We start from the raw sequence: 25,343 nt of genomic DNA, 5'->3' as shown, positions 1-25,343 counted from the left end.
ATGCGCGTCGCAGTGATCGGCGGCACCGGGCTCATCGGGTCGCGTCTCGTCACCCGGCTCGCAGCGGCCGGCCACGACGTGGTGTCCGCGTCGCGTGCGACCGGAGTGAACTCGTACACCGGCGAGGGTCTCACGGAGGCCCTCGCCGGAGTCGAGACGCTCGTCGACGTCTCGAACTCGGGCTACCTCGACGAGCGGGGCGCGAACGAGTTCTTCTACGCCTCGACCCTGAACCTGCTGACCCACGGGGCCGCGGCCGGCGTGCGCCACCACATCGCGCTCTCGGTCGTCGGCACCGATCGGCTCGCCCGCACCGAGGGCGGTTACTTCGCGGCGAAGGCCGCCCAGGAGCGCCTCATCCGGGCGTCCGCCCGACCGTACTCGATCGTGCACGCTACGCAGTTCTTCGAGTTCATCCGGAGCATCGGGGAGGCCGCGTCGGCCCAGCACATCGTGCGCCTCTCGAATGCGTACATCCAGCCGATCGCGGCCGACGACGTCGCCGATGCCGTCGCCGCGACGGCGATCAGCGCACCGGTGAACGGTGTCGTCGAATTCGCCGGACCCGACCGGTTCCGCCTGTCGGAGCTGGTGGAGCGGGAGCTGCGGTTGCGTGGAGATCCGCGAGAGGTCGTCGCCGACCCGCTCGCCCGGTACTTCGGCACCGAGCTCGACGAGCGCGAACTCCTTCCGGGACCCGACGTGACGATCGCGCCCACCCGGTTCGAGGACTGGATCGCGGCGGGCGAAACCGAGCCCTCGGCCCGCGGCGCCGTCAGCTCAGCCCGAGATACGCCTCGATGACCCGCTCGTCGGAGAGCAGGTCGCGAGCGGGACCGGAGTGCGTGATCTCACCGGTCTCGAGCACGTAGCCGACGTCGGCCGCCGCCAGTGCTCGTCGGGCATTCTGCTCGACGAGCACGACGGTGGTGCCGCTCGCGCGGATCTCGGCGATGACCGCGAAGACCTCGTCGACGATCTTCGGAGCGAGCCCCATCGACGGCTCATCGAGCAGCAGCACCTCGGGCTTGGCCACCAGGGCTCGCGCGATCGCGAGCATCTGCTGTTCACCGCCGGAGAGGGCGGAGGCCTGCAGCCTCCGGCGCTCGTGGAGGATCGGGAACCGTTCGTAGACCTCGGCGATGCTCTCGGCCATCGTCCGGTTGCGATGCCAGCCGCCGAGGCTGAGGTTCTCGTCGACCGTGAGCGTGCCGAGGATCTCGCGACCCTCGGGAACCTGCACGAGACCGGTCTTCACGAGGTGGTGCGCCGGCCTGCGGGTGATGTCGCGTCCGTTGAACCGCACGGCGCCGCTCTTCGGGCGCACGAGCCCCGCGATCGCGTTGAGGATCGACGTCTTTCCGGCACCATTGGCCCCGATGAGGGCGACGATGGCACCGGGCTCGACCGCGAAGGAGACGTCACGGACGGCCTCGACCCGCCCGTAGCTCACATGCAGGCCTTCGACGCTGAGGATCGGCTCGCTCATCGTGCATCCCCCGTTCCGGCCGCATCGTCGTCGTCGCGACCCTTGACCGTCTCGGCCGCCACCTCCGCGAGCTCCTCCGCGACGGCCTCGGCGACGGCCTCGGCCGCGGCATCGTCTTCGGCGCCGAGGTAGGCCTCGAGCACCTTCGGGTCGCGTGCGACCTCGTCGGGCGTGCCCGCGGCGATGACCTCGCCGAAGTTGAGCACGGTGATGCGATCGCACAGGGCGAGCATCATCCGGACGTTGTGCTCGATGATGAGCACCGCGACGCCGTCTGCCGCCAGGGAACGGATGAGTGCCGACAACCGCTCGGCCTCGACGTGGTTCATGCCGGCGGCCGGTTCGTCGAGCACGAGCAGCGTGGGGTGCGAGGCGAGCGCGCGGGCGATCTCGAGCCGGCGCTGATCACCGTACGAGAGGTCTCCTGCTGCCGTGGTCGCCTTGTCTCCCAGCCCCACTCGGATGAGTTGCGCGGAGGCCACGGCCGCCGCCTGCCGTTCGAGCCGGCGAGCGGACGGGAGGAACACCAGCCGCCTGAGCAGGGTGTCGCGGCTGATGCGATAGCCGCCGACGAGCACGTTGTCGAGGGCCGAGAGGCGGTTGAAGAGCTTGATCTGCTGGAAGGTGCGCGCGATTCCCGCTCGCGCCAGCTGATGGGCGCGGGTCTTGGCGGTGAGTTCGATGCCCAGCACGGTTCCCGACCCGCTCGTGGGGGCCGTCACGCCCGTGACCATGTTCACGAGGGTCGTCTTGCCGGCACCGTTGGGTCCGATCAGGCCGAGGATCTCCCCCGCGACGAGCCTCAGGTCGACGCCGTGCACCGCCCGGACGCCGCCGTACGACTTGCCGAGCGCCCGAAGCGCCATGACCTCCGTGCCCCGTTCGGGCAGCGGTTCGAGCTGCGGAAGCTCGGCCGGGTCGCTCACCAGTCGCGTGGACGACCGTCGGCGCGGGATGAGTCCGGCCAGACCGCCCGGGAGGAACAGGATCACGACGAGCAGCAGGAGTCCGGAGATCGCCGGCCGGATCCAGCTCGCGTCGATGCCGAGGGCTCGCTGGACCTCGGGAAGCGCGGAGAGGAAGACCGAACCGAGCACCGGGCCGACGAAGAACGTCGTGCCGCCCACCACCGCGGTGACGAGCCCGTCGACGGCGGTCTCGAACGAGAACCGGTTCGGATCGGCGAACCGCGTGAAGTGCACGAAGAGCACCCCGTACAGGCCGGCGACCGCACCCGCGATGACGAAGGAGGCCATGCGGTAGCGGGGGACGTTGATGCCCATCGTGGTCGCCGCGAGCTCGTCTTCACGGATCGCGGCGAACGCCCGGCCCATGCGCGAGCCCGACAGCCGCCAGAACCAGAACGCGACCAGGGCGAGCGCGATCCATGCCGTCTCGATGCCGACCAGCTTCGGGAAGCTGAGTCCCTGTGCCCCGTTCGTCCACGACTGGTTGATGAGGAAGATCCGCACCATCTCGCCGAACGCGAGCGTCGCGATGGCGAGGAACACCCCGCGCAGGCGCATGACGGGCAGTCCGAGCACGAACGCCGCGATGGCACCGACCGCCATGCCGAACACGACGCCGACCATGAGCGGGGGGATGAAGCCGAACAGCGGCTCGGCCGGAACGACGAGCGACGAGGTGAACGCGGCGAGCGAGGCGAGCCCGACCTGGGCGAGGCTGAGCTGTCCGGCGATGAGCACCGCGTAGAAGCTGAATGCGAGGATCGCCGTCAGCGCGATGAAGGTGAGCAGTGACGTGTATTCGAACATGCCTAGACCTCACGCACCTTGCGAGCGCCGAAGATGCCTTGCGGCCGGATGATGAGCACGAGGAACAGCAGGCCGAACGCGACCATGTCACGCCAGGAGCTGCCCACGGTGTTGACCGCGTAGACCTCGGCCAGCCCCAGGATGAGTCCCCCGATGAGGGCCCCCGGCAGCGATCCGAGACCGCCGACGATGATCACGGCGAGCGCCTTGAGTTCGACCGCATGCCCGATTCCGAGGTTGGCGGCGTTCACGTTGAGCGTGAAGAGCACGCCGGCCACGGCACCCAGGGCGGACGAGATCGCGAACGTCATGGCGCTGATGCGCCCGACGTTCAGCCCGAGCACCGCGGCCGCGTGCGGGTTCTCCGCGATCGTGCGCATGCCGCGCCCGAGCTTGGACTTCGCGACGACCCAGGTCAACACGACCATGAGCGTCACGCTGATCACGAGGATCATGAGCTGCAGCAGCGAGAACGTGGCGCCCAGGAACTCGAGCCGGGTGGTGGGGAACGCGTCCGCCGGGAAGCGGCGCGTGTCCGCACCGTAGAGCGCCTGCAGCACGGCGATGATGATGGCACCGAGGGCGATCGACGAGATCAACCCGGCGAAGTGCGCGTCATGTCGTCCGGCGAGCGGGCGGAAGGCGATCCGCTCGATGAGCACGCCGAGCAGTGCACCGAGCGCGAAGACGATCGGGATGGCCGCCCAGATCGAGAGGCCGAACGCCGTGACCACCTCGATGCCGACGAGTGCACCGGTGGAGAACACGGCGGCGTGGGCGAGGTTGAGTCGGTCGAGGATGCCGAAGACGAGCGTGAACCCGATGGCGAACAGCGCGTAGATCGAGCCGAGGAAGATCCCGTCGACGAAGAGTTGCATGATGTCGTCCCTCAGTGGAGCCGTGCGCCGCCGAACGAGCCGACGGCGCACGGTTCACGTTGACGTGTGCGTGCGTATGGTGACGAGCGTCAGTCGAGAATGGCGAACTCGCCGCCCTCGACCACCTGCACGAGGGCCTCGTGCTCGGCGTCGCGGTTCTCGTTGATCGAGACGTCGCCGAGGACGGTGGGCAGGTCGGTGATCTCGCCGAGTCCGGCCTTGATGTCCTCGCGCTCGCCCGAGCAGTTCGCACGAACCGCCTCGTCGATGATCTGCATGCCCGCGTACGCCTGTGCCGCGAACTGGTCGGGTGCCACGTCGAAGCGCTCGGTGTACGCCTCGATGAACGCGACGTTCTGCTCGTTCTCGGACGCGGAGTTCCAGGCCGCTCCGACGATGACGCCTTCGGCCGCCTCGCCGGCGCCCTTGATGAGCGCGGGCGAGTTGAACCCGTTGCCTCCGATGATGGGCGCATCGATGCCGATCTCACGCGCCTGGGTGACGAGGGGCACGGCCGCCTCGACAAGCGCCGACACCACGAGCGCGTCGGGGCTCGACTGCTTGGCCTTGTCGAGCAGGGCACGGAAGTCCGTGTCGGTCTTGGAGAAGGTCAGCGTCTCGATGACCTCGACGCCCTCGTCCTCGAGCGCCGCGGCGAACGCCTGATAGCCAGACTCGGTGAACGCGTCGTCGTTGCTGTACATCACGACGACCTTCTCGAGGTCGAACTTCTCGACCGCGGCGGCCACCGTCTGCGGGATGACCGCATCCTCCGTCAGCGAGTCGCGGAAGATGTAGTCGCCGATCTCGGTGATGCCGGCGGCGGTGTTGGACACTCCGAGCACCGGGACCCCGGCCTCCTGGGCGACCGGGTCGGTCTGCTTGGCCGTGTTCGAGAGCGTCGGGCCGACGATGATGCTGGCACCGTCGCTGATGAACCCGTCGAACACCTGGATCGCCTGCTGCGGGTCGGTCGCGTCGTCTTCGACGGTCAACGCGTAGGTCACCCCGCCGACCTCGTTGAGGTCGTCGACCGCCATCTCGAGGGCGTTCTTCTGGCTGCTGCCGTACTGCGCCGCGCCGCCGGTGAGGCTGAACGCCGCGGCGACGGGGATCTCGGACTCGATGGTGCATTCGGCCCCGGTGCCGGACCCGACGAGGCCGCCGGCCTCCTCCGTGTCGTCGGAGGGGGCGGTCGTGGAGCACGCCGCGAGTGCCAGGAGGAGGAGTGAGCCGCCCGCAATGGCGGTCAGGTGTCGTGCGCTCTTCATTGAGGACCTCTCTGGAGGAATTCGTAGGGTGGCGCAATCCTACGACGACCACTCCGAGCGGATCCGCCCAGCCTGAACGGGACTCGGAATCGTTATCGATTCGCGTCGATGCGCGCGGCCTCGTCGGCCTCATCGGCCTCGGGCACGACGACCCGATCCTCGAAGAGGAACCGGGAGAATGCCGCCCGGACACGTGCCGGCAGCGGCATCCGGCCCGTTCGCGTCGCCGCCCCCGGCGGAAGCGGCACCGGCGCTCCCGTGGCGAGCCGTCGCTCGCGTTCGCCGCTCCCGAGCTGCCGATGCACCTCGACGTACTCGCCACCCGGGAGCCGGATGATGCGGCCCGTCTCGACGCCGTGGTGCACGAGTTCGCGATCGCGCTGCTGCAGGCCGAGGCAGACCCGGCGAGTGACGTCGAACGCGATGACGGGCCCGCCGATCAGCAGGACCTGCAGCGTGAGCACGACGCCCTCGATCGTGAGGCCGAACGCGACCGCGATGAGGTCGGCGCCGCCGGCCACCCAGAGCACGGCGTAGAAGACGATGCCGGCGACGCCGATGGCCGTTCTCGTGGGCGTGTTCCTGGGCCGCTCGAGGACATGGTGCTCGCTGCGGTCGCCGCTGACCCACTCCTCGATGAAGGGGTAGGCGACGACGAGCAGCAGAAAGATCGTGACCACCGCCAGCGGCGCGAGCAGGGCGACGGCCCAGGTGCGCTCGAACGCCACGAACTCCCAGCCCGTCGGCACGAGCCTGAGCGCACCGTCGAGGAAGCCGGTGTACCAGTCGGGCTGGCTCCCCGCGGTGGCGTTGCCCGGCGAGGCGGGCCCGTACGACCAGATCGGGTTCACGGTGACCGTCGCCGAGATGAGCGCGAGGACCGCGGTCGTGATGAGCCCGATGCCCCCGGCGCGCACCGCCGCCTTCGGGAGCGGCACCACCAGGTCGGTCGTGCGTGCCCGTGCCGGTGCCCGGAGGAGCGGGCGGGCGATCCGGGCCAGGATCCAGGCGCGCACGACGATGAGCCCGAGGAGGAGCACCGGCACGATCACGAGGTGGAACCAAGAGAGGTTCTCGATGATCTGCCCCGGGAACGCTCCTCCGAAGATGAGCTGCCTCGCCCAGGTCCCCACGATGGGAACGCCGAGCACGATGCCCTCGAAGATGCGCAGTCCCGTACCCGAGAGCATGTCGTCGGGCATCGCGTACCCGCTCCAGCCACCGGCCAGGGCGGCGATCAGGATCAGGAAGAGCACCACCCACGCCCCGCGGCGCGGCCGGCGGAAGGCGCCCGTGAAGAAGATGACCAGCATCTGCGCCATGATCGCCGCCGGCATGAGCAGTGCCGCCCAGTGATGGGCCTGCCGCACGAGCAGCCCGCCCGAGACCTCGAGCGAGAGGTGCATCGTCGAGTCGAACGCCTTCGACACCTCCTGACCGTGGAGCGGCGGGTACGTACCGGTGTACTCGACGGTCTCGCCCGACGGCACGTAGAAGAACGTCAGCACGACGCCCGTGATGACGATGACGACGAAGCTCGCGATCGCCATCGCCCCGAACACGTTCGACCAGTGCAGGCCGACCTCGCGACGACGCATCCGATCGACGACCTCCGCGCTGCGTCGGCCCACCCGCGAACCGGCCATTCGCTCGGCGAGCCGACCCGTGACGTCGCTCCCCGTGCGACCCGTGCGTACCGCCTTCGTGTCCATTGAGACCTCCTACCCATACGACACGGTGGCGGCCGGTTTTGTGACATCCGGATGCCGCGTCTCGCCGGATCTCCCGGCTCTCCGGGTCTCCCCGGATCTCCGATCGAGCGGGCGCGGACGCTCGGTGCGACCCGCCATCTGCGACGTCTCGATGGGCTGGGGGCGGGCGTCCGCCCGTCGCCCCGCCCTCAGCTCACCTGCTGAGCGGGCGTCAGCGCTACTCGGAAGCCAGGGCCCTGAGGAGGTGCGCGAGGTCGGCGCCCGCCTCGATGAGCGCGATCGTGCGCACCGCGGGATCGTCGAGCCGTTGCTCGAGGACCCGCCCGGTGGCCTCGCGAGCGTCGTCGACCTCGTGAAGTGCGGCAACGACCTCGCGAACGGCCGGGATCCGAGTGCCCGCCCCGCGGAGGGCGGCGACGATCCGGAGCGTTCGGATGCTCGGCGGGTCGTAGACGCGGATCTGCAGGGCGGTCATGCGACGCGGCGTGGCGAGCCCTTCGCGCGCCCAGAAGCGCAGGGTCGAGGAGCGCACCCCGAGCGCTTCGGCGAGTTCGGTGATCGTCATGCGTCGGCGTCGGATGCCGCGCGCTCGACGCCGGAGTCGACGTCGGCCGCGTCCGCCTGAATGAAGCGCAGCGCATCGCGGGCCTGCGATCAGCTCGCCCGGCTGGCGAACCGGAGTCCGCGCTCCCGGGCCACCAGCTCTCGCACCGCGGGCGCGATCTCGGCGCCGAACCGCTCGGTCACGGCGGGGTCGTCGCCACCGATGAGGAACGCGCTCAATCCGTGCTCGAGTGCGAGGCCCGTGAGCTCGTCGATCCACTGCTCGACCGGGCCGTCGAGCGGGCCGCGCGACACGGGCGAGACATCGACCCGCATGAAGTTCATCAGGCGGCGCACGTCGCTCGGCGACCGCCCGGCACCGAGGGCGGCGTCGTCGATGCGGGCGTTCAGCTCAGGCAGCGAGGCGGCGCCCTTCGGCAGGTACTCGATCGTCGGGAGCCATCCGTCGCCGATCTCGCCCGTGAGCGCGAGCATCCGCCGCTTGTACGCACCGACCCAGACCGCGATGTCGTGCGCCGGGCGCGGGCCCCGCCTCGCGCCCTCCACGTCGTAGTACTCCCCGTGGTGCGACATCCGGGCCGGGGCATCCACGTTCCAGAGGTCGCGGATGATCGCGATCGCCTCGCGGAGCGCGTCGACGCCCTGGCCGGGTGTCAGCCTGCGGCCGCCCATGGCTGTGACTCCCTCCCAGAACGCGCCGGCCCCGATTCCGAGCTCGAAGCGGCCGCCGCTCAGGATGTCGAGGGATGCCGCCGCGCGGGCCAGCACCGCCGGCGGCCGCAGCGGCAGGCTGGCGACGTTCGCGCTCACGTGCACTCGCTCGGTGCGGGCGGCGACGTACGCGAGCAGCGTCGAGGTGTCGAGGAACGCCGACTGGTACGGGTGGTCCTGGAACGTCACCAGGTCGAGACCCGCGCGGTCGGTGGTCACGGCGAGGTCGACCACTGCGCGCGCGCCCTGCGCGGACGGAGTGATGAAGGTGCCGAACTTCAGGTCGTGGCGGTAGTCGGTCATCGTGCGGCCTCCAGGCGGCGGGCTCCGGATACGTCGGCGCCCGCCGGTTCGATGTTGAAGTTGTCTCGGAAGAGGTTGTCCGGGTCGTACCGCCGCTTCAGTTCGCGGAGGCGAGCGAGCGTCGGCTCGGGGAAGGCATCGAGCAGCCGCTCGGGCCGACGCTCGGTCTCGAAGCTCAGGTAGAGCCCGTCGAAGTGGTGACGGAGCCGGTCCCACGCGGCGCTGAGCGCGGCGTCGGCGGCGCCCATCGCGGTCACCTGGAAGGCGACCGAACGGTGGGGGAACGCCATGGCGTCGGTCGGGACATCCGCGATCGCGCCACCCATCGTGCGCAACTGGAAGAAGTGCACCAGCCCGCTCTCGAGCAGCTCGGCGGCGTCGCGCGCGAACTCGGGCGTCAGCGCCGGCAGGAACGCCGAGCGTGCGACGGGCTCGCCGTGGCCGTGATGCCCGTCGGGGCCGACATCGGCGGCCTCCGCCATCACGTCGCGGTAGGGCATCACGGCGACCTCCTGCTGCGCGAGCATCCCGAGGCCGGCGAACGGCGTCAGTCGTTCCACGATCACGTCGGGACGCGCGTCGTCGACGATCGAGAACAACTGGATGACCGATCGGCCCTGTCGCGGTGCACCGGTGACGAAGAACACCGTCGTGTCGCGGGGCGCCGAGATCGCCAGACGGCCGAAGTCGCGCAGCACTCGCTCGATGTCGGGGGCGACCAGCGTGAGCTTGGCCCAGCCGACCTGGCCGACCTCGTCGACCTGGAACTCGAACGACGTGGCGATGCCGAAGTTCGCCCCGGCACCGCGGACCGCCCAGAACAGGTCGGAGTGCTCGTCTGCGCTCGCACGGACCCGGCGGCCGTCGGCCAGCACGAGCTCGACCGCACGGAGGTGGTCGATCGTGAGGCCGTGCCTGCGGGAGAGCAGGCCGATGCCGCCGGCGGTCGCGAGACCGCCGACCCCGACCCCGCCGTAGTCGCCCGAGCCGAGTGCCCAGCCGTACGGATGCAGCGCCGCGGCCACCTTCTTCCAGGTCGCGCCGGGGCCGATCCGCACGAGCCGCCGCTCCCGGTCGAGCACGTCGATCCCGTCGAGTCCTCCCACGTCGATCACGAGGCCGCCGTGATTGGTCGATCGCCCGCTGATCCCGTGGCCGCCGCTGCGGACTCCGAGTGGGATGCCGCGGTGGCGGCGGGCGAACGACAGCGCGTCAGCGACCTCGTCGGCCGACCGCGGCCGGAGCACGAGGCCGGGAGCGCCGCCACGCAGGTAGGTTGACGCCACGCTGCGAGATGTGGCATCGCCTGGCTCGACGGCCGTGCCTGCGAGCGAATCGGGCACGCCGTCGTAGTCGATGCCGGGAACCCGGCGTGATCGGGCCGCGGCGGAACGCCTCGGGCGCGGCGGCTCGCCGGCGCGGAGTTCTGCCGCGAGTGCGGCGACGCGCTCGACATCCGCAACCGATGCCACCGGAACCACGATCGGGAGACCGTCGTCGGCGAGCGACGCGAGGTCGACTCCGCCGGCATCGCGTGGGGCGACCAGCCAACGCGGGCCGTCCGCGGCATCCACTCGCCGCTCGTCGATGAGCCGGCCGGCAGCGAGCAGGTCGAGGCTCTCGCGGGCGCGCGCCACCACGCTCGGCACCGGGGTCGCCGCGTCGGCGGCGCCGTCGGCGACGCCGAATGCGGCACCACGCGTACGTGGCGCTGCGGATGCCTCGACGACTCCGATCGCGATGCGTTCGGTCCGCCCGGCCATCCATGCCGCCGTGGTCCACGGGTCGAGGCCGGTGGCGCCGCTCGACTGATCGCCGGCCCGCACCACGACGAGGTCGAGCCCGTTCGTCTCGGCGGCCATCGCGAGGATGTCGGGGTCGCCGAGGTGGTTCGCTTCGCCTGACACGCGGCCGACGGCCGGCTCGATCAGGACTCCTATTTCGATGGACATCTTCCTCCAATTCAGCTGCAGTACAGATAATCAGATTCACAGATGATTTGTTCCCCATCGCGAGCGTACGCTTGAGGCATGAGCGATGCGATGCGGGCCGGCGATGCGGCATCCGACCTCGACCTCGGCGACGACTTCGGCTGGTCCCTCGCCATCCTGCTGCGCACCTACCGCGACCGTGTGGCGGCAGCACTCGGCGAGTTCCCGCATGGCACTCGCGGCTACGAGACGATGGCGGAGGTGCTGCGGGGCACACGGCCGAGCCAACTCGCACTCGCCAACCACCTGGGCATCGACCGCACGGTGATGACCTACCTCGTCGACGACCTCGAGGAGGAGGGCCTCGTCGAGCGGCGACCGAACCCGACCGACCGCCGCCAACGGCAGATCGTCGCGACCGAGCGGGGGCGCGAGCTGGTCGAGACCGCGTGCCAGCGCGTGGTCGACGCGCAGAACGAACTGCTCGGCACCCTCGGCGACGACGAGCGGCGCACGCTGCGCCGGTTGCTCAACAAGGCGGCGGCGGCGACGGGCGAGAGCGTCGACGACCCGTGCGAGGTCGCCGACGCCTGACGGGGCGCTCAGACCGGGGCGGTCACATGTTCGACCGCGCCCGTCGCCTCGGGCGCGTTCGCGGGGGAACGTGGGTCAGCCGATCTCATTCCTCCGGGTGGGCACCGTACGCCGTGGCAGCCGGGTCCGGCGTCGGCGTCCTCATCCCGCTCGCGGCGTTCGGCATACCGGTCATGGCGGCGGGGCTCACTTGCGTGGCGGTGACCACCCTGGTGCGGCTGGCCGCCGTGTCCTTCGGGTGGACCTTCCCCGAGCAGCACGCGGTACTCTCCCGACGCCCGAAGACGCCCAGGCCTCCGGGATTCCCGGCCTGACAGGCGCCATCGATCCCTCGCTGCGCGGCGAGGGTGCCGCCGTATTCGCAGACGAAGGGGACTCTTCGGTCAGCTGGGCAGTTCGACCGTGTACGAGACGATCTCGGTGATGCGTTCGTCGTCGAAGTCGTAGACGTCGCAGGACGCCACGATCGAGACGTCGCCGTCGCGTCCGGTGTACCGGCCGAGGCTCTCGACCACGACGCTGTCCTCGCCGACCACGGTGCGGAAGCGCTGGAACTCGGTCGTCACACCCTTGAGGTCGGCGGCCGTGCGCTCGCACGCCTTCTTCACGGCCTTGCGCCCGATCAGCGGCTTGTCGCCGACCAGCGTCCAGACCACGTCGTCGGCGAGGTGCGTCAGTGCCTGGTCGAAGCGGTGGCTCGAGAACGCGCGCGCGATCTTCTCGATCTCGGTCGTGACGACGTGCTCGGTCGTGTCGGTCGCCTCGGTCGTCAGATCCATCTGGCCTACCCCCTCGCGCGGCATCCCGCGCCGTTGCGGATGATCGATGCGATCAGCCTACGACGCAGGCGTGGCGCCGTCACTCTGCAGGAACGCGAGCACCGCCGCGACCCGCCGGTGCACGCCGGACTCGGGCAGGCGCAGCTTGGTGAAGATGGCGTTCACGTGCTTCTCCACGGTCGACGTCGAGAGGAACAGCGACCGCTCGATCGCCGCGTTCGTCTTGCCCGCGGCCATCTCGCGGAGCACCTCGAGTTCGCGCGGCGACAGGGCGGCCAACGGGCTCGCCGCACCCGACGCGCTACGACGGCGCACGAGCGTGTCGACGATCTGCGGGTCGATCACCGAGCCGCCCGAACGCACCTCGCGAAGCGCGTGCACGAGGTCCTCGAGGTCGCCGATCCGGTCCTTCAGGAGGTATCCGAGGCCCGCCGAGCCGTCGGCGAAGAGGGCGAGCGCGTAGCTCTCGTCGGCATGCTGGGAGAGCACCACCACCCCGGTCCGCGGATGCTCCGTACGGATCATCCGAGCCGCCTCGATGCCTTCCATGTGGTGGCCGGGCGGCATCCGGATGTCGGTGAGCACGGCGTGCGGCGACAGCCGCCGCACGGCGTCGAGCAGCTCGCCCGCGTCGCCCACACCGGCGACGACCTCGACCTCTCCCGAATCCTCGAGCAGGCGCCGCACGCCCTCGCGCACGAGGTAGTTGTCCTCGGCGATCACGACGCGCAGCATTCCCGGCTCAGTCATCGGGAGCCGCCTCCCCGACCGGGAGCTCAACGAGCACGGTCGTTCCGGTCCCGGGCTCGTTCGTCGACACCCGCACGGTGCCGCGAAGCGCAGAGACACGGTCGCGGATGTTCGCGAGCCCGCCGTTCGAGACCGACGCGGGCTCGACCTCGCCGATGCCGCACCCGTCGTCGCGGATCGCGATGCGCAGGTGCCCGTTGCGGCGCGCCAGCTCCACCGACGCGTGCGTCGCGTTCGCGTGCTTCGCCGTGTTGGCGAGCGCCTCCCGCACCACGTAGTACGCCGTCGTCTCGACCTCCTCGGGATAGCGCTCCGCGCGCACGGTGTCGTCCGCCTCGACGGCCAGCGGGATCGGGAACCGCGAGACCCCCGATTCGACGGCCGCGACGAGCCCGTTGTCGCTGAGCACGGGCGGATGGATGCCGCGCGCGAGCTCGCGCAGGTCGGTCAGGGTCTCACGGGCCTGGTCCTGCAGCTCGATGAGCTCCTCGGGTTCCAGCTCTCCTCGTTCCAGCCGGTTGCGGGCCAGCCGAAGCCCCGCGATCTGGGCGACCACGTTCTGCTGCACCCCGTCGTGCAGGTCGCGTTCCAGGCGACGTCGCTCGTCGTCCTGCGCGGCGACGAGCCGCTCCCGCGACGCGGTCAGTTCGTCGAGCTGCGCGGCGAGCTGGGCCGTGAGGCGCACGTTGGCGACGGATGCCGCGGCCTGGCCGGCCACCGTGCGCAGCAGCGTGCGCTCGGCGTCGCTGTACTCGCCGCGCCGACGCGGGCCGACGTCGATGCGACCGAGGCGCTCGTCGGCGTGGACGAGGTCGACCGACTCCGCGGGCTCGCCGACGACGTCGCCGGCGATACCGGCGGGCGACCAGGCGAGCGCGCCATCGGCCGAGGCGAGGCGGATCCTCACCCATGACGCGTCGAGGCCGTCGCGCACGGCGCCGGCGAGGTGCTCGAGCAGGTCACGGGGCTCGCCGGCCTGCTCGAGTCGCGCGCCGAGTTCGCTGAGCATGCCGAACTGCCGTTCGCGGTCGCCGAACAGCGCCCGGTGAAGGCGTCGCTGCATCCAGCCGCGCACCGGCAGCAGCACCACGGCGAGCAGGGTGGTGAGCAGGATCGCGGGCACCGCCCGAAGCGGCGGCACGAGCAGCACGGCCGGCGTCGCGACGCCGGCCGCGTAGACCACGGTGATGAGCAGGTTCGACGAACGCTCGACGCGTGCGCCACGATCGCCGGGCCCGATGTCGAACGCCCCGTACCGCAGGATGCCGTGGATCGCCGCGACCGGGATGGCGAGCATCGAGGCGTATACGAACGGCTCGACGACCCAGGTGTCCGGAAGGAACGTCCACAGCGAGAACACCACCATCGCCCCGGCGACCGTCAACGCCATGACGCGGGTGCGCGCCCGCACGGCGGGTGAACCGAAGATCGCGCGCGAGGCGAGCACGGTGAGCCCGAGCACGACCGCCGGCCACGCCTGCAGCACGAGGTACTGCACGGCCGTGGCCGCCCACTCGAGCCATGGCACGACGAACGGGTTCGGGATCCCCTCGCCGCTGATGCCGATGAACTGCGACATCACGACGTGCGGCGTGGTGAGCAACGTGAGCGGACCCACGAGCACCGGCGTCCACAGGAACGCGACCGCGATCCGCTCCCAGCGTCGCTCCGGAACGCCGTCGGGGAACGTCGCGAAGACGATCAACAGGGCTGACGTCGCCACGGCGTCGGCCGTCAGGCCGATCACGTTGAAGAGCGGGAACCAGGGTTGCGTGAGGATGTCGACGTTCTGATGCACGAACGTCTCGTACGCCGAGCCGACGAGCATCGCGGTGGATCCCAGCGCGATGAGCAGCGCGGTTCGCGACGCCGACACCGTGAGCAGCCACATGCCGAAGACGAACAGCGGCAGCGCCCCGAGCAGTGGCCACGCGAGTCCGTGGTCGTCGCCCTCCGTCAGGAATCCCTGAACGGCGACGGTGTAGGCCAGTGCCGCGACCCCGATGGGGCCGAACGTCGCCAGGCACACCCACCTGCGGTCCACGGTCTCCATCGTCCTCCTGTCGCGCCCGTCAGCCAACGGTCTCGCCCTCCTGCGATGCGCGCACGCCGTCGTCCTGGTCGATCGGAAGTTCCACGAGCAGGCGGGTGCCGCCGGGCCGGTTCGCGGCCACCTGGATCGTTCCCCGCAGCGCGGCGACCCGATCCCGGATGTTGGCGAGGCCCCCGTGCGGCGCGGAGCCGGCAGCCGGCGCGTCGATGCCGCATCCGTCATCGCTCACGGCGATGCGCAGGTGTCCGTCGCGGCGCGCCAGCTCCACCGAGGCGTGGGTCGCGTTCGCATGCTTCGCCGTGTTGGCGAGCGCCTCCCGCACCACGTAGTACGCCGTCGTCTCCACGTCGTCGGCGTATCGCTCCGATCGCGTCGCGGCGTCCGCCTCGATGGTCAGCGGGATCGGGAACCGCGCGACGCCCGACTCGACCGCGGCGACGAGGCCGTTGTCGCTGAGCACGGGCGGGTGGATGCCGCGGGCGATCTCCCGCAGGTCGGTCAGCGTCTCCCGGGCCTGGTCCTGCAGCGCGACGAGTTCTTCGGGCGTGAGCTCGCCGCGCTGCAGTCGGTTGCGGGCGAGGCGGAGTCCGGCGATCTGGGCGACCACGTTCTGCTGCACGCCGTCATGCAGGTCGCGCTCGAGGCGGCGGCGTTCGTCGTCCTGGGCGGCGACGAGCCGCTCCCGCGATGCAGTGAGTTCGTCGAGCTGCTCGCCGAGCTGGGCGGTGAGTCGCACGTTGGCGACGGATGCCGCAGCCTGGCCGGCCACGGTGCGCAGCACCATGCGCTCCGCGTCGCTGTATTCGCCCCGACGCCGCGGTCCGACCTCGATGCGGCCCAGCAGCTCGTCGGCGTGCACGAGGTCGACCGTCTCCGCCGCGTCCCCGGACAGCCCGCCGGCAACGCCCGCGGGAGACGGGTCGAGCACGCCGTCGGTCCCGACCAGCCGGATGCGGACCCAGGTCGCGTCCAGCCCGCCGCGTACCGCCTCGGCCATGCGCCCGAGCAGGTCGCGGGGGTCACCGGCCTGCTCGAGACGAGCGCCGAGCTCGCTGAGCATGCCGAACTGCCGTTCCCGGTCACCGAACAGGGCGCGGTGCAGGCGTCGCTGCAGCCACGTGCGCACCGGGAGCAGGCCGACGGCGAGGAGCGTGGTGAGCAGCACGGTCCCGATCACGGTCCAGGACTCGCTCAGGAGGAGTCCCGGGGCGGCGACGGCCAGGCCGTACGGCACGGTGATGAGCACGTTCGCCGACCGAGAAACGAACTGCGCCCGAGCGCCGGGGGCGATGTCGAACGCACCGTACCGCAGGATGCCGTGGACGGCGGCGACCGGGATCGCGGCAAGGGTCACGAACACCGCGAACTCGAGGACCGGATTCGGCACGAACATCCAGATCGACCAACTCACGACGAGGGCGAGGACGACCCACGTCATCACGCGCAGGGGCGCCCGCGCGGCGACCGTGCCGAAGAACGCGCGCGAGATGAGCACGGCCAACCCGAGGAACACCGCCGGCCAGGCGTCGGCGATCCACTCGACGGCGGGGGCCGCCCAATCGAGCGCCGGCACGGCGAACGGGTTCGGGATCTCCTCGCCGCGGACCTCGTGCGCGGACACCGGCGTGAGGACGTGCGGGCTGACGACCAGGGAGAGCGGTGCGACCACGACCGGCACCCAGATGAGTCCGACGGCGATGCGTTGCCACCGCCGTTCGGGAACGCCCGTCGGGAACGTCGCGAACATGCTGATGAACGCCGCGGAGGCGATCGCCTCGGTCGTCAGGCCGACGACGTTGAACACGGGGAACCACGGCTCCTGCACGACGCCGGGGTTCACCTCCAGGTACGCTTCGCGCGCCGCTCCGACGGCGATGGCGGTCGCTGTCCACGCGATGTACAGCGCCGACCGCGCCGTCGACACCGTGAGCAGCCAGAGGCCGAGGGCGAGCAGCGGCAGGATGCCGAGCAGCGGCCAGACGAGCTCGAAGGCGGTGCCGCCGGCGACGAACCCGCGGACGACGACGACGTACGCCACCGACACCGCTCCGAGCGGCGCCAGTGCTGCGAACCATCCCCATCTGCGGAGCACACTTCAATGGTCCTCCGTCGGGCTCCCGCTCGGGAGAGGGACTCCCCCGACGTCCCCTTAGCAGCCAGCCCCCATCCGATGTGCGGCGTGCCGCCACGCGGCATCCGGTTCGCTGCGTTCCGGCTCTCGCGCGGCACGACGAACCTGAGGGTCGAGCGGATGCCACCAGCCGGCGCCGCACGAAGGAGAAGGCATCATGCGCAAGCTCTACACCGGCCTCGCCTGGACCGTTGCGGGCGCCGTCGTCGTGCAGGCCGCCGCGATCGCGTTCGCGTTCGGCGGCATGCTCAACCTCGTGTCGGAGGGCGGCGTCGTCGACAAGGCGCTGCTCGAGAGCTTCCAGGCGGCGGGCGTCGGCGAGCTCGGGTTCCTGATCCACGGCCTCGTGGGCGGCGTCATCATCCCCCTGATCGCGCTCGCGCTGCTCGTGGTGTCGTTCTTCGTGCGTGTGCGCAGGGCGAAGCTGTGGGCGGCGATCACCTTCGGGCTCGTCGTGCTGCAGGTGACGCTCGGCTTCTCGATCACCGACACGCCGTACCTCGGGCTGATCCACGGGGCGAACGCGCTGGGGATCGTGGCCACCGCCTCGGTCGCCGCGCTCCGGATGCGCCGGGCCGCCCGCGCCGGCACCTCCGACACGTCGGCGCCAGTCCCCGCCGAGGAGGCGAGTTCCGATGCCGTCCAGGCGTGAGCTGGTTCGCCGGGCCGCCGTCGCCGTGGCGGTCACGACCGCGGCGGGCGTCGGTGCGCTGGCGTGGAGTTCGACGTTGCTGGGCGAGTACTCGGTCATGGACATGGGCCACGTCGCCGAGGACGGGAGCCACGGGGAGCATGCGCCCGGCTCGGCGCGCGGCGCCGCGGCATCCGGATCCCGCGGCACCGATGGCGCGTTGAGCGTGGCCGCGCTCACCGCCGATCCGGACCGTCCCGCCGACGTGCGCGTCGAGCTCGTGGCCCGGCAGGAGACGATCGACGTGCCCGGTGGGCGCGCGGTGGACGGGTTCACCGTGAACGGCACCTCCCCGGGTCCGGAGTTGCGTGCGAGGCAGGGCGACCTGGTCGAGGTGGTGCTGGTGAACGAGTCGGTGGCCGATGGGGCGACGCTGCACTGGCACGGGGTGGATGTGCCGAACGCGGCGGACGGCGTCGCCGGGATCACGCAGGACGCGGTGCCCGTCGGCGGGCGGCACGTCTACCGGTTCGTCGCGGAGGACGCGGGCACGTACTGGTACCACTCGCATCAGGTCTCGCACGAGCAGGTCGTCGGCGGCCTGCTCGGCGCGATCATCATCGACCCGGCCACGCCGGCATCGGTCGCGTCCGCGTCGACGGATGCCGCAGCCGACATGGACGTGACCGACGTGGACGTGACCGACGTGGACGTGACCGACGTGGACGTGACCGCGCTGCTGCACGTCTACGGCGGGCAGCACACGCTCAACGGCCGCGTCGCCGACGAGCGGGTGGACGCGGTGCCGGGTCGATGGGTGCGGGTGCGCGTCATCAACACCGACCAGGGCACCGCCGCGGTCTGGTCCGAGGCCCCGTACCGGGTCGTCGCGATCGACGGACGCGACGTGCACGAGCCGTCCGACGTCGAGGGGCAGCGCCTGCTCATCCCGGCCGGCGGTCGGGCGGATGTCGCGGTGCGCGCACCGAACGACGGCGGGGCGGTCCGGCTCCAGGTCGGCGGCGCCCGCAGCGTGATCATCGGCGACCCCGAGGCATCCGTCCCTCCGGCGCCGCAGCCGGCGGAGACGCTCGACCTGCTCGCCTACGGCACCCCCGCACCGCTCGACTTCGACGCCTCGTCGCCAGACCGAGAGTACGACTACGTGATCGGCCGCCGGCCCGGGATCATCGACGGCCGGCCCGGGAACTTCTGGACCATCAACGGCCGCATGTTCCCCGACGTGCCCATGTTCGACGTGCGCGAGGGCGACACCGTCGTCATGCGGATCGTGAACGACTCCGGTGAGGTGCACCCCATGCACCTGCACGGCCACCACGTCGTGGTGCTCTCACGGGACGGGGTCGCGGCATCCGGGAGTCCCTGGATCGTCGACTCGCTCGACGTGCACCCCGGCGAGTCGTACGACATCGCGTTCGTCGCCGACAATCCCGGAATCTGGAGCGACCACTGCCACACCCTGCCGCACGCCGCCGACGGACTCATCGCACACCTCATGTACGAGGGCGTCACCACGCCGTTCACGATCAACGGCGACGAGGGAAACCAACCCGAATGACCCGGCTACCGGGCGAGCTCCGCTTCCGCGTCGAGGCGCGCGAGCTTGTCGGGGTTCGCGACGGAGTAGATGCGGGTGATGCGGCCGTGCTCGACGGTCACGCTGAGCGCGCCGACGAGCTCGCCGTCGACCTCGACGCGGGCGCCCGGCGCGCCGTTGACCCACGCCGGGGTGGCCACGAACGTGATGCCGAACTTCGCCATGCCCCCCAGCAGGTAGGCCGCCAGCCTCTCCGCACCGACGATGGGCCTGCGCGCGGCACCGCGGACCTTGCCGCCGCCGTCGGCGACCGAGACCACGTCGGGGGCGAGCACGTCCATGAGCCCCTGCAGGTCGCCAGTGTTGACGGCGGCGAGGAATCGCTCGAGCACCTCCTCCTGCTCGGTGGGGTCCACGGCCACCCGGGGTCGGCGCGCGGCGACGTGATCCTTGGCGCGATGGGCGATCTGCCGCACCGCGGCCGGCGTCTTGTCGACCGCGTCGGCGATCTCGTCGTAGGGCACGTCGAACACCTCGCGCAGCACGAAGACGGCGCGTTCGGTCGGCGCGAGCGTCTCGAGCACCGTGAGCATCGCCATCGAGACGCTCTCGGCGAGTTCGACGTCGTCGGCGACATCCGGACTCGTGAGCAGCGGTTCGGGCAGCCACTCGCCCACGTACTCCTCACGACGGCGCGACACGGTGCGCAACTGGTTGAGCGCCTGCCGGGTGACGATGCGTACGAGGTAGGCGCGCGGCTCACGGACCTGAGCATGGTCGACCCGGGACCAGCGCAGCCACGACTCCTGGAGCACATCCTCGGCGTCGGCGGCCGAGCCGAGCATCTCGTAGGCGACCGTGAAGAGCAGGTTGCGGTGGATGACGAACGGGTCGTCGGTCATGAGCGCCACCTTACGCGGCCTCCGAGGCGGCCGTGCGGTCCGCGAGCGGCGGCAGTCCGCACGCATCGGCGTAGTGCTCGGAGCGGATGCCGAGCGCGATGTTCATGCGTGCGGTCGCGTTCATCAGGGCGACCTTCGCGGCCAGCTCGAGCACGGCCGCAGGGCCGAGCTCGGCGAGCAGCGCATCCGACAGCTCGTCGGTGACGGCGGGCGGGGTCTGGCACATCGCCGCGGCGTACTCCATCACGTTCCGCTCGAGCGGGGTGAACATGCCGGACTCGCGCCAGCGCGGCACCTCGCGCGCCTTGTCGACGTCCAGCCCCCTGTTGTGCGCCACGAAGTAGTTGTAGTCGAGGCAGAAGCTGCAGCCGACCTCGGCAGCCGCCGCCATCCGCGCGAGCGACCCCAGGTTCGCGTCCAACGCGTCCCACTTCTCGGACTTCATGCCGATCGACATCAGGTCCTTGAAGACCTTCGGGCTGTGCCACATCACGCCGACCGACTCGGGCACCTCGCCGATCATGCGCCGCACCGCGAGCTTCACCACCGCACCGTAGGGGCCGGTGATCTCGGTCGCGGGAATCCTCGTGTTGCCGGTCATGTCTCCTCCAACGTCTCGATCGGTGTCGTCGACATGGAGACACCGGCGGGCGGAGGAGTGTGACACCTGATGTGCGCCCGGTCGGATCATGCCCTCAGATCGGGCAGCGGTGGAGCCGGAGGCACGGGCGGCAGCCCAGCCTCGAATATGTCCTCGAGCATCACGTAGGCGAGGTCCTTCGGCAACTCGCCGGGGTAGAAGCGCTCGAACAACGCCTCGGCGTCATCGACGGTCGTGATGCCCGTGATCGCCAACAGCACTGCGATGTCCGCGTCGTCTCGGGTCGGACGGCTCGCGCGCATTTTCATCGCGAGCAGTGCCTCGGGCGAGATGACCCAGACGGAGACGTCATCGTCGTCGTAGAGGGCCTCCCATCCCACGTCGATGGCGATCGGGATGAAGGTCGCCGCCTTCGCATTGAGCCAATCGTCGTCCCAACCTCTTCGACGGGCGATCTCCTCGGCGATCCGCACGGTGGGACCCTCTGGGTGGATCTTGGCGTCGATGTCGGGGGTCACCCTGCGGTCGCCGTAGTACCGCAGCAGCATGGCCGCTCCGCCGACGATGCGCACGCCACCAGCTTCACCTCGGGCGTGCAGTTCATTGACGAGCTCCCGCAGGCCCTCGATCATGTCGTCGCGCTTGAGAAACGTCATACGCTCAGCAGAGTCGACTCGTCGACGAGGATCCGGTGCCTGCGGAAGGCGTCGGGAACGTCACGGATGGCTCGGGCAGATGTCCACGGATTGAGGATCAGCGGCGTGGGCTCGGGAAGCGACCGGGTCTCACCGTCGATCCAGGTCGGCTTGGGCAGGTTCTCACGTTCCAGCCAGTACTCCGTGACGGCCGCGAGCGCGGCATCCCAGATCGCCGATCCAGTGGGCGGTGGTTCCGCCGCGGCGAGGACGACCCGATCCACGCCGGTGGTCGCGGCGAGGTTGTCGCTGTAACGGAGGAAGGCCCGAAGTGCTCCCTCCTCGTCTGCATCGGCCACCCACTCGCCGATGACGCCGCCGGCCTCGGCTGATCCGCTACGAGTCGTCGGATAGATGCCGACCCGGCGACCCGTCGAACGCAGGAGATGATCCAGCTTCTCGACCGATGGATTGCGGTGACCGGACTCGATGAGGGAGACCGTCGACTTGTCGACACCGGAACGGCGGACGAGCTCCGCCTGCGTGAGACCGGAGGAGAAGCGCGCCGCGCGCAGGAGCGTGCTGGCTTGCGACATGAGGACCTCCAATCTGTTTGCGGATACGTCAACATTCTACACGGGAGCGCGGCCGATTGCTTACGGTCGGCGAAGGCTCGATCCGTGCGACTGCACGCACATCGAAGGGCGGCAGAACGGATCCCCCGCATGACGTCCCGGCGAGCGCGTCGACCGGGCACCGGTCAGCGTCAGGCGTGCTGATCGGGTTCGGACTTCGGCGGCTGCACGCTCCACGACGGCGGCTCGTCGACGCCCGCCTCCTCGTCGCGCTCGGCGTCCTCGTCGGTCGGCTGCACGATGCCGGGCGCGTGGTGCACGGGCGCGTAGATCGCGTACAGCCGCAGCGGCTCGTCGCCGGTGTTCTCGACGTCGTGCCACGTGCCGGCCGGCACCTGGATGCTCCAGCCGTCCCAGACGTCCTGCTGGAACGCGAGGTCGTCCTTCGACGGGCCCATCTTCACCCGGCCGCGTCCGGCATCCAGCCGCAGGAACTGGTCGGTCTCGGGATGCGCTTCGAGACCGATCGACTCCCCCACCGGAATCGACATCAGCGTGACCTGCAGGTACTTGCCGGTCCAGGCGACGACGCGGTACTCCTCGTTCTCCCTGGTGGCCGCCTCGATGTCGAACGCGTTCGGCTCGGGCCCGTTGTCGGTGATCTCCATCGCTCGTCCCCCTCGTGAGTCGGCACGCCGGCCGGCGTGCACGCCTGGGCACAGGGTAGCCGCGGGACGGCCGGCCACGCAGCAGTCGGTGGACGAGCGGATGCCGCGGCGGCGGCGCTACCGGCGACGGCGCTCGCGCGCCCCGGGCTCCCCCGTCACCGCCCCGAGCACGGCCTCGAGTCCCTCGGCGACGTCGGCGAGTCGCCCGGCATCGACCGACGCGAACTCGCGCTCGATCGCCGGGAGGTACGCGCGCGCCGCCGCGAGGAATCGCCGCCGACCCTCGGGAGTGAGCACGGCGAACGCCGAGCGGCCGTCGTCGGGATTGGGCTCACGGGCCACGAGGCCTGCACCGGTCAGCTCGTCGACGAGTCGGCTCACGCGCGTGCGACTCAGCACGACCCGGTCGGCGAGCTCGCCCATGGTGAGCCGGCCACCCCCGTCGTTGAGCTCGAGCAGCACGTCGTACCAGCCGAGCGGCATGCCGCCGTCTCGCGCGACCGCGCGGTCGAGTCGGGGCAGCAGTGCGGCGTGCAGGCGCAGCAGCGCCTCCCAGGCCCGTTCGGCGTCGCTCGGCTTCGGCATGCGCCCATCGTAGCCGAGATTGTGTGCGTGCACACGTACATGTTATGGTGCAGTTCATCCACATTTATGTGCGTCTGCACGCAAGAAAGGATCCGGACCAATGACCACCCTCCTGCACATCTCCGCGTCGCCCCGCGGTGAGGCATCCGAGTCGCTGGCGATCGCCCGCACGTTCGTCGACGCGTTCCGCCAGGCGAACCCCGCGGCATCCGTCGACGAATGGGACCTGTGGGACGGCTCGCTGCCCGACTTCGGGCCCGACGGTGCGGGCGCGAAGATGCGGATCTTCGCCGGCGAACAGCCCGTCGGCCCGCAGGAGGTCGCCTGGCACCGCGCACGCCTCGCCTTCGAGCGATTCGCCGCGGCCGACCTCTACCTCTTCAGCCTGCCGATGTGGAATGCCGGCATCCCGTACATCGCCAAGCAGTTCATCGATGTCGTCAGCCAGCCCGGCATGGTGTTCGGGTTCGACCCCGAGGCCGGGTACACCGGACTTCTCGAGGGCCGCCGCGCGGCCGTCGTGTACACGAGCGCCGTGTACGGCGAGGGCCGCCCACCCGCGTTCGGGAGCGACTTCCAGCGGCCCTTCTTCGAGGGCTGGCTGAACTGGGCCGGGGTCACGGATGTCTCGGCCATCACGTTCCGGCCGAACCTCGCGATCGCCGACCCCGAGCCGGGTCGCGCGGCCGCCCATGACGCGGCCCGTCGCACCGGAGCGGAGTTCGGACGGATGCCGCTGCGCCGAGCGTCCTGAGCCGGTGGCGCGGGGTCGGGGCTCCGACGCCGACCTCGCGCGTTCGCTCAGGCGAGAGGATCTAGGCTCGTAGGCACCGCCACCGCCCATTCCCTCGAAAAGGAGCCCGCGCCATGAGCGACGCCGCGAACCTCGACACCTTCGACCGGCGCGAATCGGAGGTGCGCGGATACATCCGCTCCTTCCCCGTGGTCTTCGACAGTGCCCGCGGCTCCACGCTCGTCGCGGCCGACGGTCGGGAGTTCCTCGACTTCTTCGCCGGCGCCGGGGTGCTGAACTACGGCCACAACAACCCGCTGTTCACGCGGGCGCTCGTCGAGTACCTCGAGCGCGACGGCATCATCCACGGACTCGACATGGCCACCTCGGCCAAGAAGGCCTTCATCGAGGCGTTCGAGCGGCTCGTCCTGGCTCCCCGCGGGCTGGACCACAAGCTGCAGTTCACCGGACCGACCGGCGCGAACGCGGTGGAGGCGGCGCTCAAGGTCGCCCGCCTCGCCACCGGGCGCTCAAACGTCGTCGCGTTCACGAACGCGTTCCACGGCCTGAGCCTCGGCGGCCTCGCCGCCACCGGCAACAGCCACTACCGCGAGGCGGCCGGCATCTCGCTCGACAACATCACGCGCCTGCCGTACGACGGCTACCTCGGTGAGGGCGTCGACACGCTCGACCTGTTCGCGAAGATGCTCGACGACTCCGGCAGCGGCCTCGACCTGCCCGCCGCCGTCATCGTCGAGGCGGTGCAGGGCGAGGGCGGCATCAACGTGGCGGGCGTGGCGTGGCTGCAGCGGCTCCGCGAGCTCACCGAGGCCCGCGGCATCCTGCTGATCCTCGACGAGATCCAGTCGGGCATCGGCCGCACCGGGAAGTTCTTCGCGTTCGAGCACGCGAGCATCGTGCCCGACCTCATCACGGTGTCGAAGTCGATCTCGGGCTCGGGGCTGCCGATGTCGCTCGTGCTGCTCCGGCCGGGGGTCGACGTCTGGAAGCCCGGTGCGCACACTGGCACGTTCCGCGGCAACAACCTCGCCTTCGTGTCGGCGCGCGTCGCGCTCGAGGAGTACTGGTCGGATTCGGGATTCACCGACGCGGTGAACGCGAAGTCCGAGCTGCTGCGCACCGAGCTCCAGGCCATCGCCGATGCGAACCCCGAGCGCGGTTTCGTCGTGCGCGGCCGCGGACTCATGTACGGCCTCGCCTGCGACGCGGATCCGACGCTCGCCGGGCGGATCTCGGCGGAGGCGTTCCGCCGCGGGCTCGTGATCGAGACATCCGGAGCCTTCGACCAAGTGCTGAAGTTCCTCCCGGCCCTCACCATCACCGAAGGCGAGCTGACCCGCGGGCTGCAGATCGTGCGCGAGAGCCTGGCGGCCGTCGCCGCCTGACGGACGACCGCGGCCACCGCGCCGTTCGTCGCAGGAATCGGCCGTCCGTCGCACGGATGCGCCGCTCGTCGAGCGCCGGATGCCGTGCCGTCGAACAGCCTCCTATCG

25 protein-coding genes are annotated in these 25,343 nt (G+C 70.6%); 7 read left to right on the top strand and 18 right to left on the bottom strand.

Annotated features, from left to right (window positions below; translation table 11 throughout):
• The gene (locus ACVFI9_RS04070) at nt 1-804 is read left to right on the top strand and encodes an SDR family oxidoreductase (protein WP_474764764.1); all 804 of its coding nucleotides are present in this window, start codon (nt 1-3) and stop codon (nt 802-804) included.
• On the opposite strand, the gene ACVFI9_RS04065 is transcribed toward ACVFI9_RS04070, so the two are convergent.
• The 8 genes from ACVFI9_RS04065 to ACVFI9_RS04030 all read right to left on the bottom strand — a co-directional run bounded on the left by ACVFI9_RS04065 (nt 776) and on the right by ACVFI9_RS04030 (nt 10,610).
• Entirely contained in the window at nt 776-1,489 is a 714-nt protein-coding gene (locus ACVFI9_RS04065) for an ABC transporter ATP-binding protein (protein WP_474764763.1), read from the bottom strand. The genes ACVFI9_RS04070 and ACVFI9_RS04065 overlap by 29 nt on opposite strands.
• Nucleotides 1,486-3,264: a branched-chain amino acid ABC transporter ATP-binding protein/permease gene (locus ACVFI9_RS04060; RefSeq protein WP_474764762.1), complete on the bottom strand. Its 1,779-nt coding sequence runs from the start codon at nt 3,262-3,264 to the stop codon at nt 1,486-1,488. Before ACVFI9_RS04060 ends, ACVFI9_RS04065 begins: the two co-directional genes overlap by 4 nt.
• Before the next feature lie 2 nt (nt 3,265-3,266).
• Nucleotides 3,267-4,142 (bottom strand): branched-chain amino acid ABC transporter permease, encoded by an 876-nt coding sequence (locus ACVFI9_RS04055; RefSeq protein WP_474764761.1) that lies wholly within the window; start codon nt 4,140-4,142, stop codon nt 3,267-3,269.
• An 89-nt stretch (nt 4,143-4,231) separates the two neighbouring features.
• Nucleotides 4,232-5,413, bottom strand: coding sequence for an ABC transporter substrate-binding protein (locus ACVFI9_RS04050; protein ID WP_474764760.1), 1,182 nt, complete (start codon nt 5,411-5,413; stop codon nt 4,232-4,234).
• A gap of 92 nt (nt 5,414-5,505) precedes the next feature.
• Nucleotides 5,506-7,125 (bottom strand): cytochrome bc1 complex cytochrome b subunit, encoded by a 1,620-nt coding sequence (gene qcrB / locus ACVFI9_RS04045; protein ID WP_474764759.1) that lies wholly within the window; start codon nt 7,123-7,125, stop codon nt 5,506-5,508.
• A 217-nt stretch (nt 7,126-7,342) separates the two neighbouring features.
• Entirely contained in the window at nt 7,343-7,690 is a 348-nt protein-coding gene (locus ACVFI9_RS04040) for a MerR family transcriptional regulator (RefSeq protein ID WP_474764758.1), read from the bottom strand.
• Between the two features lie 89 nt (nt 7,691-7,779).
• Nucleotides 7,780-8,703: an LLM class flavin-dependent oxidoreductase gene (locus ACVFI9_RS04035; RefSeq protein ID WP_474764757.1), complete on the bottom strand. Its 924-nt coding sequence runs from the start codon at nt 8,701-8,703 to the stop codon at nt 7,780-7,782.
• Nucleotides 8,700-10,610, bottom strand: coding sequence for an FAD-binding oxidoreductase (locus tag ACVFI9_RS04030; RefSeq protein ID WP_474764756.1), 1,911 nt, complete (start codon nt 10,608-10,610; stop codon nt 8,700-8,702). The genes ACVFI9_RS04035 and ACVFI9_RS04030 overlap by 4 nt, the downstream gene beginning before the upstream one ends.
• 123 nt (nt 10,611-10,733) lie before the next feature.
• Here ACVFI9_RS04030 and ACVFI9_RS04025 point away from each other — a divergent pair, with 123 nt between their 5' ends.
• Nucleotides 10,734-11,228, top strand: coding sequence for a MarR family winged helix-turn-helix transcriptional regulator (locus tag ACVFI9_RS04025; RefSeq protein WP_474764755.1), 495 nt, complete (start codon nt 10,734-10,736; stop codon nt 11,226-11,228).
• 113 nt (nt 11,229-11,341) lie between these two features.
• Nucleotides 11,342-11,542 carry a hypothetical protein gene (locus tag ACVFI9_RS04020; RefSeq protein ID WP_474764754.1) on the top strand — a complete coding sequence of 67 codons (201 nt, stop codon included), beginning with the start codon at nt 11,342-11,344 and terminating at the stop codon, nt 11,540-11,542.
• A 69-nt stretch (nt 11,543-11,611) separates the two neighbouring features.
• Here the strand turns inward: ACVFI9_RS04020 and ACVFI9_RS04015 are convergent, their stop codons facing one another.
• From ACVFI9_RS04015 to ACVFI9_RS04000, 4 genes are read right to left on the bottom strand one after another with little or no spacing between them, the layout of a single operon-like run.
• Nucleotides 11,612-12,007, bottom strand: a complete 396-nt coding sequence (locus ACVFI9_RS04015; RefSeq protein ID WP_474764753.1) for a nuclear transport factor 2 family protein — start codon at nt 12,005-12,007, stop codon at nt 11,612-11,614.
• Nucleotides 12,008-12,064: 57 nt separating this feature from the next.
• Nucleotides 12,065-12,757, bottom strand: a complete 693-nt coding sequence (locus tag ACVFI9_RS04010; RefSeq protein WP_474764752.1) for a response regulator transcription factor — start codon at nt 12,755-12,757, stop codon at nt 12,065-12,067.
• A complete protein-coding gene (locus ACVFI9_RS04005) occupies nt 12,750-14,810 on the bottom strand; it encodes a sensor histidine kinase (RefSeq protein ID WP_474764751.1) in 2,061 nt (686 codons plus the stop codon). The genes ACVFI9_RS04010 and ACVFI9_RS04005 overlap by 8 nt, the downstream gene beginning before the upstream one ends.
• A 19-nt stretch (nt 14,811-14,829) precedes the next feature.
• On the bottom strand, nt 14,830-16,902 hold the full coding sequence (locus tag ACVFI9_RS04000; protein WP_474764750.1) for a sensor histidine kinase: 2,073 nt from the start codon (nt 16,900-16,902) through the stop codon (nt 14,830-14,832).
• 196 nt (nt 16,903-17,098) lie between these two features.
• On the opposite strand from ACVFI9_RS04000, the gene ACVFI9_RS03995 reads away from it, so the two are divergent.
• On the top strand, nt 17,099-17,593 hold the full coding sequence (locus tag ACVFI9_RS03995) for a hypothetical protein (RefSeq protein WP_474764749.1): 495 nt from the start codon (nt 17,099-17,101) through the stop codon (nt 17,591-17,593).
• Nucleotides 17,577-19,151, top strand: coding sequence for a multicopper oxidase family protein (locus ACVFI9_RS03990; protein WP_474764748.1), 1,575 nt, complete (start codon nt 17,577-17,579; stop codon nt 19,149-19,151). Before ACVFI9_RS03995 ends, ACVFI9_RS03990 begins: the two co-directional genes overlap by 17 nt.
• Nucleotides 19,152-19,156: 5 nt before the next feature.
• Here the strand turns inward: ACVFI9_RS03990 and ACVFI9_RS03985 are convergent, their stop codons facing one another.
• The 6 genes from ACVFI9_RS03985 to ACVFI9_RS03960 all read right to left on the bottom strand — a co-directional run bounded on the left by ACVFI9_RS03985 (nt 19,157) and on the right by ACVFI9_RS03960 (nt 23,096).
• Nucleotides 19,157-20,032 carry an RNA polymerase sigma-70 factor gene (locus ACVFI9_RS03985; RefSeq protein ID WP_474764747.1) on the bottom strand — a complete coding sequence of 292 codons (876 nt, stop codon included), beginning with the start codon at nt 20,030-20,032 and terminating at the stop codon, nt 19,157-19,159.
• A 10-nt stretch (nt 20,033-20,042) separates the two neighbouring features.
• Nucleotides 20,043-20,633: a carboxymuconolactone decarboxylase family protein gene (locus ACVFI9_RS03980; protein WP_474764746.1), complete on the bottom strand. Its 591-nt coding sequence runs from the start codon at nt 20,631-20,633 to the stop codon at nt 20,043-20,045.
• An 86-nt stretch (nt 20,634-20,719) separates the two neighbouring features.
• Complete coding sequence (locus ACVFI9_RS03975) at nt 20,720-21,289, bottom strand: hypothetical protein (RefSeq protein ID WP_474764745.1); 570 nt, start codon at nt 21,287-21,289, stop codon at nt 20,720-20,722.
• On the bottom strand, nt 21,286-21,864 hold the full coding sequence (locus tag ACVFI9_RS03970) for a helix-turn-helix domain-containing protein (RefSeq protein ID WP_474764744.1): 579 nt from the start codon (nt 21,862-21,864) through the stop codon (nt 21,286-21,288). The genes ACVFI9_RS03975 and ACVFI9_RS03970 overlap by 4 nt, the downstream gene beginning before the upstream one ends.
• A 170-nt stretch (nt 21,865-22,034) precedes the next feature.
• Nucleotides 22,035-22,511, bottom strand: a complete 477-nt coding sequence (locus tag ACVFI9_RS03965) for a cupin domain-containing protein (protein ID WP_474764743.1) — start codon at nt 22,509-22,511, stop codon at nt 22,035-22,037.
• A 117-nt stretch (nt 22,512-22,628) separates the two neighbouring features.
• Nucleotides 22,629-23,096, bottom strand: coding sequence for a MarR family winged helix-turn-helix transcriptional regulator (locus ACVFI9_RS03960; RefSeq protein WP_474764742.1), 468 nt, complete (start codon nt 23,094-23,096; stop codon nt 22,629-22,631).
• Nucleotides 23,097-23,196: 100 nt separating this feature from the next.
• Between ACVFI9_RS03960 and ACVFI9_RS03955 the strand changes: the two genes are divergently transcribed.
• Both ACVFI9_RS03955 and ectB read left to right on the top strand, forming a co-directional pair.
• Nucleotides 23,197-23,850, top strand: a complete 654-nt coding sequence (locus ACVFI9_RS03955) for an FMN-dependent NADH-azoreductase (protein WP_474764741.1) — start codon at nt 23,197-23,199, stop codon at nt 23,848-23,850.
• A gap of 113 nt (nt 23,851-23,963) precedes the next feature.
• Nucleotides 23,964-25,235: a diaminobutyrate--2-oxoglutarate transaminase gene (gene ectB / locus ACVFI9_RS03950; RefSeq protein WP_474764740.1), complete on the top strand. Its 1,272-nt coding sequence runs from the start codon at nt 23,964-23,966 to the stop codon at nt 25,233-25,235.
• The last annotated feature ends 108 nt before the right edge of the window (nt 25,236-25,343 follow it).

The sequence above is a fragment of the Agromyces sp. NSFZ genome, from assembly GCF_056156205.1.
The sequence above is the reverse complement of the archived record's forward strand: the minus strand, read 5'-3'. Positions and strand labels throughout refer to the sequence as shown.

Excerpts from the sequence above, each read along its gene's own strand:
- ACVFI9_RS04070 (WP_474764764.1), top strand. The coding sequence starts at position 1 with ATGCGCGTCGCAGTGATCGGCGGCACCGGGCTCATCGGGTCGCGTCTC.
- ACVFI9_RS04065 (WP_474764763.1), bottom strand. The coding sequence starts at position 1,489 with ATGAGCGAGCCGATCCTCAGCGTCGAAGGCCTGCATGTGAGCTACGGG.
- ACVFI9_RS04060 (WP_474764762.1), bottom strand. The coding sequence starts at position 3,264 with ATGTTCGAATACACGTCACTGCTCACCTTCATCGCGCTGACGGCGATC.
- ACVFI9_RS04055 (WP_474764761.1), bottom strand. The coding sequence starts at position 4,142 with ATGCAACTCTTCGTCGACGGGATCTTCCTCGGCTCGATCTACGCGCTG.
- ACVFI9_RS04050 (WP_474764760.1), bottom strand. The coding sequence starts at position 5,413 with ATGAAGAGCGCACGACACCTGACCGCCATTGCGGGCGGCTCACTCCTC.
- qcrB (WP_474764759.1), bottom strand. The coding sequence starts at position 7,125 with ATGGACACGAAGGCGGTACGCACGGGTCGCACGGGGAGCGACGTCACG.
- ACVFI9_RS04040 (WP_474764758.1), bottom strand. The coding sequence starts at position 7,690 with ATGACGATCACCGAACTCGCCGAAGCGCTCGGGGTGCGCTCCTCGACC.
- ACVFI9_RS04035 (WP_474764757.1), bottom strand. The coding sequence starts at position 8,703 with ATGACCGACTACCGCCACGACCTGAAGTTCGGCACCTTCATCACTCCG.
- ACVFI9_RS04025 (WP_474764755.1), top strand. The coding sequence starts at position 10,734 with ATGAGCGATGCGATGCGGGCCGGCGATGCGGCATCCGACCTCGACCTC.
- ACVFI9_RS04015 (WP_474764753.1), bottom strand. The coding sequence starts at position 12,007 with ATGGATCTGACGACCGAGGCGACCGACACGACCGAGCACGTCGTCACG.
- ACVFI9_RS04010 (WP_474764752.1), bottom strand. The coding sequence starts at position 12,757 with ATGACTGAGCCGGGAATGCTGCGCGTCGTGATCGCCGAGGACAACTAC.
- ACVFI9_RS04005 (WP_474764751.1), bottom strand. The coding sequence starts at position 14,810 with ATGGAGACCGTGGACCGCAGGTGGGTGTGCCTGGCGACGTTCGGCCCC.
- ACVFI9_RS03995 (WP_474764749.1), top strand. The coding sequence starts at position 17,099 with ATGCGCAAGCTCTACACCGGCCTCGCCTGGACCGTTGCGGGCGCCGTC.
- ACVFI9_RS03990 (WP_474764748.1), top strand. The coding sequence starts at position 17,577 with ATGCCGTCCAGGCGTGAGCTGGTTCGCCGGGCCGCCGTCGCCGTGGCG.
- ACVFI9_RS03985 (WP_474764747.1), bottom strand. The coding sequence starts at position 20,032 with ATGACCGACGACCCGTTCGTCATCCACCGCAACCTGCTCTTCACGGTC.
- ACVFI9_RS03980 (WP_474764746.1), bottom strand. The coding sequence starts at position 20,633 with ATGACCGGCAACACGAGGATTCCCGCGACCGAGATCACCGGCCCCTAC.
- ACVFI9_RS03975 (WP_474764745.1), bottom strand. The coding sequence starts at position 21,289 with ATGACGTTTCTCAAGCGCGACGACATGATCGAGGGCCTGCGGGAGCTC.
- ACVFI9_RS03970 (WP_474764744.1), bottom strand. The coding sequence starts at position 21,864 with ATGTCGCAAGCCAGCACGCTCCTGCGCGCGGCGCGCTTCTCCTCCGGT.
- ACVFI9_RS03965 (WP_474764743.1), bottom strand. The coding sequence starts at position 22,511 with ATGGAGATCACCGACAACGGGCCCGAGCCGAACGCGTTCGACATCGAG.
- ACVFI9_RS03960 (WP_474764742.1), bottom strand. The coding sequence starts at position 23,096 with ATGCCGAAGCCGAGCGACGCCGAACGGGCCTGGGAGGCGCTGCTGCGC.
- ACVFI9_RS03955 (WP_474764741.1), top strand. The coding sequence starts at position 23,197 with ATGACCACCCTCCTGCACATCTCCGCGTCGCCCCGCGGTGAGGCATCC.
- ectB (WP_474764740.1), top strand. The coding sequence starts at position 23,964 with ATGAGCGACGCCGCGAACCTCGACACCTTCGACCGGCGCGAATCGGAG.